This is a genomic window from Microcystis sp. M53603_WE2, assembly GCF_030065435.1.
In genome coordinates, this window is sequence record NZ_JASJFF010000281.1 from 1 (window position 1) to 5,813 (window position 5,813).

Here is a 5,813-nt window from a genome sequence, read left to right on the forward strand (position 1 = left end):
CTAGGTTTCCCGTCACCACGCGGACTAAAGCTCCTTTCTTAATTGTAGCTGCCATGTTTTTCTCGTTAAATTTGCTTGGGGGTTTCTTCTATAAATTGTTACATATTCCGGCGGGCCTCTGACAAGAGAGTGTGGGGTGTGGGGTGTGGGGTGTGGGGTGTGGGGTGTGGGGTGTGGGGTGTGGGGCGTGGGGTGTGGGAATGATGAATTATGAAGTGGGGAGGTGGGGAAGTGGGGAAATTGAACTAAAACCCTAAAACCCTAAAACCCCAAAACCTGCCTCCTACCTTTTGCCTTAATTAAAACTCAACCATTTGACCATAACTTAAGAGACTTTGTAGGGTTGCGAGGCGATTTTCCCAGACCTGTATTTGATAGGCAGATAAATCTTTTTGTCTGGACATCACAGATTTAAATTTATAGCTAAATCGCTTTAAAGCATTTTGAGTTAAAGTCAAATTGCGAGGGCTGGGATTATTAGCCAATTGTTCTAATAGATTAGCCATTTCGTCCACTTCTTGCCCCCAAGCTTTTAAGGTTCCCTCCTCCATTGCCCATAAATTATTTATTATTAAAAAACTCCACTCTTGACGCAGGGAATTAAACCTCGCCGCCGCCGTTTTGAAGGGTTGACGGTGGGGTAAAGGTTCGGTTTTTTTCGTAATTATCGATCCCTGAATGCGATTAAGAATTGTTTGCAAGTTGGGATTGAGATTTTCTGTGGCAAAAAGAGCGAATCCCGAAGTGGGAAGATTGCGAATAAATTGTAGTTGATCGATCGTGACTTGATCGGGTACTTTTAACAGACGGATACCGGGTATAATCAGAGCATTTCCTGCAATTTGGCGATCAAATAAAGACTTGGTTTTATCTTCTAAAGTCCCTGTATCGAGAGCATAAGTCATTAAAAATATCAGGTCTATCCATTGATTTTGTCCCCATTCTTCCCAGTTTTGTTGAATACGATATAATCGTTCTTTTTGTTCTAGGGGAAACACCGCCGCCGACATTTTTAAGTGGGGGCGAATCTGTTTTAAGCGAGTAGAAACCTGCGAGACAAAAGTATCAACCTGACGGATTTTAAAGCTAGTCCATTGTTCCCATAAAGCACCCCGGGGATTTAACGTAATTGGATCAACTCCCGTCATTTGTTTAAATAACCAGCGGCCGGATTTACCATAACCATAGGTTTGATTAGAATCTTGACTCTGGAAGGGATAGCGAATATAATCTAACTGCAAGCCATCCACATCATAATTCTTGACAATTTCCTCGTAAAGAGATAAAAGATAGTTCTGTACCTCGGGATTAGCAGGATCAAAAAATGCCTTTTTCATGCCTTGACTGTAATCAAAAGAACCACCACTTTTATTAGTTGCCCCCCAATCGGGATTACGGGATAAAACCGGACCTAGATAATCTAATGGTTGCTCTAATACTTTATTATGAGCTTGATTAGCCGCCGCAAAAACCCACACCCAGGCGTGGATTTCCATATTGCGTTCATGGGCTAATTTAACGGCAACTTTTAGGGGGTCCCAACCTCTGGTTAAAGGGTTTTGTTCGGGGGCAACTTGACTGGGATAAATAGTATAACTAGCATTAACTGTCTCGAAAAAGACCACATTAATACCCGCTGCCGCCATGCGATCGAATACTTTAGCTAAATCGTCCTCATTTTTAGCTTCTACGATCGTGCCTCTATCTAACCACATTGCCCGTATTTCTGGCTGGGCAAATTGTCGATTAGTGGGATAATTATCCCAAAGACTTCGCCGCGCTTGTAACCAAAATTCTCGCGCTTGGGTATAGGCCCCCTGAGCAATTAAATTCTGAAAATTATTTAAAGCTCCTTGGGCATTTTCTAGGGCTAAACGGAATCGTCTGGCTGTATCTGAGGTGGGGGAATTTTTCCCGCGATTATGAAATGCTTGTGCTAAGGATTTATCAGTATTGGATATATTACTGTTGCTGGCTTCTAAAGCTAAGAGAGTCACCCCATAACGCCCGATTAATCCCTGCAATTCCGCCGTCATCTGGCTAATTTGTTGAGGAGTTAGGCTGGCTCTGGGGGGAATTGCCTCGGTACTCGGACTTAATCTCGCCGTTTCCCTGGGGGGATTTTCTGCAATCTGGGGTAGAGGGCGACGGGGTGCGATCGCAACGCGCTCGCTACGCGAGATCGCTGTTGGGGTATTATTAATATTATTAACTATTGTTGATTGACCTTGACAATAGGGCGCAATTGTGTTATTAGAAGAACTGCGATTAATGCCGTAGCGTTGCAGGGCGGTTTCTAGCCAAGCACTATCGAGGGCGAGATTAGCGACGGCATCGCTGCCCCAGCGCCAACCGAGAAAGATCGAGTTATTATTGAGGACAACGGCGGGGGGATTGTTGCGCGCCCCCCAGACGGCAACGGTTTGGCTATTAACTCCCGTGGGGATAACCACACCACCGAGGAGACTGCTGGCTAAAGGTTTTTGGTTTTTCAGTTCACCCAAATTAGTCGGCCGCAGGGTGTAAGCTTGGGAGTGGGGATAGGCCCAGTAAGCCCCAAATAGCGATCGCAATTGATGACGCACAGCAGGTTCCGAAAGATTCCCCGCCGGACCGGTGACAATAATTTTACCACCGCGATTAAGCCAACGACTCAAGACATCAGCTTGTAAACCGGAAATAGTCTCGACGTTGGGGATGATTAGAACCTTAATTTTATTTAGATCCGCGTCGCTTTGCCACTGATTACTCTGGAGAATGCAGTAATTAACCCCGACATTTTGCAAACGTTCGGTTATATCTGTCCATTGATTGGCATTTTCTTGACTTTTTAACACTGCCACCGGTGTCGCTAAAACTGGGATCGGCAGCAAGACACCCACACAGGACAAAAGACAGGCAATTAGGGGCTTTTTAAACAGATGATCAAGATGGAAGGACGATCCCAGCACGTTTTTTTCTCTTAATTTTTTTGGTTAACTTCTCCTGATCTTACCCAACTTAGCCAAAAAATAGTATCTTGGGGAACAAAAATTGTGATGAGGCGATCGGTTTTGGGGGATTGATCAGCCGCTTGTCACAAGTAATGAAATAACTACAGATCGCTTATGATCAATTTATTCTCGCACGCTTCTATATTGCTCAAGAATAGAACCTTATCTTGCAAAAGCTGTGGGGATTGGAGGGGAGCTAAAAAACACAATTCAGAAATGATGAGTGATGTGACTACAGTGGTACAAACTACCTTTCCTTTCTTCACCGTTATCTCCTATTGAAGTCTAACGACTAAGATAAGCGGCGGCAGATAATCTCAGCAACTTGACCAAGTTTTATCTACCGTCCGCACCAACGCAGTGTTGGGCTGCCGTCGCTACTGGCTTTTAATTAACCTTTCATACTCTGCATGTGTGCCAATCCAAAACCATAAAATGCCGCGCTCCACTTCTATTCCCAATGCCCTATGACCTCGACCTGCCCGAACCGACCAATACTTTCCGACTTTTTTGAAATGTAACGACGGATGGGATGGGTCAGCCTTCAATAATTCATAATTTTCATCTGCTACCTGCTGGATAGGTTCAGGTAAGGAGTCATAGCACTGCCAAAATCTACGAGTCGTAAAATGCATTAAATTGTCCGGTAATGCCCCGCCTCAAAGTCAGCCAGTGCTTCCTTAGCCAAATTATCCAATTTGCCAGCAGCAATATCATTCTCAAGTTGTTCGTCCCAACGCTGATAATCTAAATCAAAGAACCATTCTAAAAGCTGATTAAAATCATTAGGTGAAAGCTGGAGGATAGCAACTTCGAGTTGTTCAAGTGTTAACATTATTCTTCCTCTACTAATGTTAAAGACAAGATTGAGAAATAATATCTCCCTTGCCTTGCGAACTTAACTTGGGCTACAAGAACCCTAGAGATTTAGCGATCGCAATCAACGCAGCTACAGCCTGTAGAAAGGGTAAAAAACGCCTGATAATCAACCTGAATCTTCGATAACAAGATCGAGAAGTTTGATCTAGCCGCTTAATACTCACTTTTAGTCTTTGGCAAAAAGACCGAAGTGACTGATTTGGTTTATGCTGCCCGTTGCCATTGAGCTTACTTCCCTTTAACACTGTCTTCCTCCGGATCTCGTGAACCGGCATTACTCTTCCTTTGCAGGAAAAATAACAGTAGGGATCAAAGACTAAGGAATTGACCCGATTGCCCACACAGCGGACTACCTCTCGATAGTCGTGTTAACCTGCCTCTTAGCCCCATCACTCGGAAAGGTGTGGTGTACCCCTTATAGAAAAGGTAGTGCGTTAATTATAGCGGATCGAATCAAGCCTGCAATTGCAGTCAACCCATGCCTTTGCTCTTAAACCTGACTCAAACAGAAAACCTTCGAGTAATGTCTCACCGACAACAAGAAGCAGCCCAACGGCTCAAATCAGCGGCGGTAAAAGAACCTGAATTTAGTTCTAGTAGCTCTTAGCCGTCCGCTGCATTTGAATTGTTAGACCTTGTATAACAACATTAAGGATGATGTTTTTGATCTTGAAAAGAACGAAATACCGTCTGTCAAGGAAGCTGTATACACAAATTTTTTGTGTTTTTCAGGAATGCAAAGACATCTGCCCTTGAAAGATCACGTTTTCCCTCGCCTACCGCCATACTTCGAGGCTCAATTTAACATCATCGAACTTAGGTTCTGTAGGTGCCCCTTCACCTTTGCTTGTATAGGCAATGTGGTCAAGATAAACTAGATTACCAAATACATTGGCTACAATTTGCCATACAAAAAGAGAATCACCCTTTTTAAGATCAAATTTCCTCTTGATCTCTTTTGAATGATAAATTTCTTCATGCTTCATAGATTCGTGGAATGTCTCTCGCTCAGTACGATTTTCGTATCCAATACTTCCAGTTAATTCCAGTTACTTAAATGTAAATTCTCCACCCGCTCTGATTTTTTTGCCAGCTTCCAAACCCAAGCTAACAGTATTAGAACTACTTATAGTCAGACGATCTGTTGTAGTTGATTCACGTTTGACTCCTACAAACTCCGTAATCTCAAAACTTTGATCAATTGCAGAATTCTGTACGCTTTGGATCAGCTTCCATTCTACTTTGCAGTTAGCATCAATGTGATCCGCAAGCCAATTCTCAATGTAAGGGTTGCTTTCATTCTGCCCAAAACCTTTAATTTGATCCTCTGTCAAAATTTGGATACCAGATGATGTCGCAACTACATAGTAAGTACCGCTTGGATTGACAGCATCTCTTTTCGCAGAACTACCGCCACCAACCTGTGAGACTCTCAGAGTATAGGTTGCGCCCCATTTAATATCTGCGCCCTCTCCTCCTGGGGCAACAAAGTGGCTCCTACTTCCAGCCAAAATCTTGTGATACTCCAGTTGGTAAGTCGTGCAATTCCGCAATCTGAGGTTTCCCATCTACTTTGTTCCCCTTAGTGTAAGTTGTTTGAGTTCCTGATTTGAGGTCTAACTATTGATTATACTGACATTTTCCGCCTAGTCAACTTCGACGGGACAAAAAGCTGAAACTTTCGGGATAATCACCCTATAGAGGGTGATAGCAAGAAACTTTCCTTATATTTTCCGATTATAGCCAGAATATTTCTGAATAACATACCGAATAGTCGTACTATCCAGAAACGTTCTGAATATTAGACCTCTTGCATAAATCCGAAAACAAACGATAGAAACAATAATGGGAGGGACTTTCAGTTAATTATTTATTAGTAGTTGATAATCTTCAAAAATGTTGCTGTACAAGGATCGACTTAAGACTTTTGCAAGAGGTCTA

4 protein-coding genes are annotated in these 5,813 nt (G+C 43.1%); all 4 read right to left on the reverse strand.

Annotated elements, in window-relative coordinates:
• Window positions 1–299: 299 nt before the first annotated feature.
• A complete protein-coding gene (locus PX481_RS06125; protein WP_288093995.1) occupies window positions 300–2,951 on the reverse strand; it encodes a glycoside hydrolase family 10-like protein in 2,652 nt (883 codons plus the stop codon).
• Between the two features lie 676 nt (window positions 2,952–3,627).
• Complete coding sequence (locus PX481_RS06135; RefSeq protein WP_002758726.1) at window positions 3,628–3,828, reverse strand: hypothetical protein; 201 nt, start codon at window positions 3,826–3,828, stop codon at window positions 3,628–3,630.
• 820 nt (window positions 3,829–4,648) lie between these two features.
• Complete coding sequence (locus tag PX481_RS06140) at window positions 4,649–4,858, reverse strand: hypothetical protein (protein WP_002758728.1); 210 nt, start codon at window positions 4,856–4,858, stop codon at window positions 4,649–4,651.
• A 63-nt stretch (window positions 4,859–4,921) separates the two neighbouring features.
• Complete coding sequence (locus tag PX481_RS06145) at window positions 4,922–5,440, reverse strand: hypothetical protein (protein ID WP_002758730.1); 519 nt, start codon at window positions 5,438–5,440, stop codon at window positions 4,922–4,924.
• Window positions 5,441–5,813: the final 373 nt, after the last annotated feature.